Here is a 1,757-nt window from a genome sequence, read left to right as displayed (position 1 = left end):
CTTCTAATACTGGTTTTGTATTCATTTTTTACACCTCGCTAAGATTGCAATAGCATATACACAACCGTTAAGCTATTTCCAATTAGAATTACCAACGTCAATAGAGTATTAACTTTTTTAGATACATTGGCCTTTTTTAATTCAATAAATAATAGACAAATTTCGGGGGTTCCTTATGCATATGAAAGATGTGCATTATTGATAGTTGATTTCAGCAAAGAACAACCATACTTATTTAATAATAGTACCGAACTTAAAGCAGCAGGAATAATTTCAGAAGAATTCAATATAGAATATAGAAATTTAAATTTTAAGAATTTTGCTGATGATATTTTAAAAGTATATGCGCAAAGATATGATTTAAAAAACTTAATGAAGTAGTGGCATAAAAAACAAATCCTAATTAATTAGGATTTGTTTTTTATGTGAAGAATATCTGATATATCACAATCAAGATAAAAACAAATTTTATCTATAACAGAAAGAGAGACAAATTCATTTTTACTTAATTTAGCTAATGCAGAACTACTTATTTTTGCATTTTTTATTAAGTCAGTTTTTTTTAACTTTTTATCAATTAGAATTTTCCATAATTTATCATAAGAAACGGCCATATTTTCCTCCTATTTTAGTTGATATAAATCCCATATGAAATTATCTAATTCTTTCCCATCTAGACTATCAATTTTATTAATTTGTTCATCTGTTAACCATGGGATTGAGAAACGTTCAATATATTTTTTTTGATAACAGTAATATCCTCCCTCAATAGCATAACTAGTATTTTGTATATAGTAGTCCATAACAGAAGAATTTAGAATTTTCATTAAAGTATTTAAATTATAGCGATCATTTTCAAAAATAGCATATCCATTGCAAAATAGGGCATCTTCATTATCTATATACATAAACTTAGGTTTGTTTGAAAAAGTTGGAAATAAGAGTTTTTTTCCGTATTTATTTAAACCTTGGGTTCTTCCGTATGCATACCATCCTTGAGAGTTGGGTTTTCCGTTATCTCTTAAAGACAATAAATTTTTAGATAAAAATAGTACTTTATAGATATTAGGATAGTTAGTAACTAATTCATTTTCTTCAATTAATATGTAGCCTTGAGAAGTTTTTTTATATGGAAATATAATATTTCTCTCAGCCTCTTCGATACTATCAAATAATTTTAGTTCAGGAATTTTATAAATTGGTTTAATAATATCTTCTTCAAGATATATTTTTTGGTTATCAACTAATTTATAATATCCAGTTTCATCTAACTCAACCATAAATACAGCATCTTTAAGTGTTGCAATACCAGTTCTTATAAATGGTTTAATAGGTATGACATTATTTTCTATTTTTGATAAATTACTTCTTATATTTTCATCAACAAGTTTCCATCCATGATTGTCAAGGTGAGAAGTTTCAAGATGGTTAAAGGTGATATTTTTTAGATATTTTTCTACATCATTTGTTGTTTTAGTAACATGATAGTTTAAAACTTCATTTGAATTTTTATTCAAAAAAATTATACAATTATATGTTCTAGTTGGACGAAATAACATATTATCGGCAAAATCTATTATTTTATACAAAAATTTATTACTTTTCAAAAAATTCCTTAAATTAGTTGCAGATTTTATAGTTAGGAAATTATTTGGAATAATATATCCTAAATTACCATTATCTGAAAGGTTATTCATTCCATGCTCTATAAAAGCATAGAAAATATTAAAAACACCTGAATTTGTAGTTTTAAAAGT

General features: G+C 25.0%; 3 protein-coding genes. 1 reads left to right on the top strand and 2 read right to left on the bottom strand.

Annotated features, from left to right (window positions below; genetic code table 11):
- Nucleotides 1-126 precede the first annotated feature (126 nt).
- A complete protein-coding gene (locus Q0370_RS02510; RefSeq protein WP_299571675.1) occupies nt 127-381 on the top strand; it encodes a hypothetical protein in 255 nt (84 codons plus the stop codon).
- Nucleotides 382-407: 26 nt separating this feature from the next.
- Here the strand turns inward: Q0370_RS02510 and Q0370_RS02505 are convergent, their stop codons facing one another.
- Both Q0370_RS02505 and Q0370_RS02500 read right to left on the bottom strand, forming a co-directional pair.
- Nucleotides 408-614, bottom strand: a complete 207-nt coding sequence (locus Q0370_RS02505) for a helix-turn-helix transcriptional regulator (RefSeq protein WP_299571673.1) — start codon at nt 612-614, stop codon at nt 408-410.
- 9 nt (nt 615-623) lie between these two features.
- On the bottom strand, nt 624-1,757 hold a 1,134-nt coding region (locus Q0370_RS02500; RefSeq protein ID WP_299571670.1), incomplete at its 5' end, for an N-6 DNA methylase.

It is taken from the genome of uncultured Leptotrichia sp. (assembly GCF_938036635.1).
GTDB classification, from domain to species: Bacteria; Fusobacteriota; Fusobacteriia; order Fusobacteriales; family Leptotrichiaceae; genus Leptotrichia; species Leptotrichia hongkongensis.
The sequence above is the reverse complement of the archived record's forward strand: the minus strand, read 5'-3'. Positions and strand labels throughout refer to the sequence as shown.

Bases quoted from the DNA above. Each gene is read 5' to 3' on its own strand.
- Q0370_RS02505 (WP_299571673.1), bottom strand. From the start codon at position 614: ATGGCCGTTTCTTATGATAAATTATGGAAAATTCTAATTGATAAAAAG.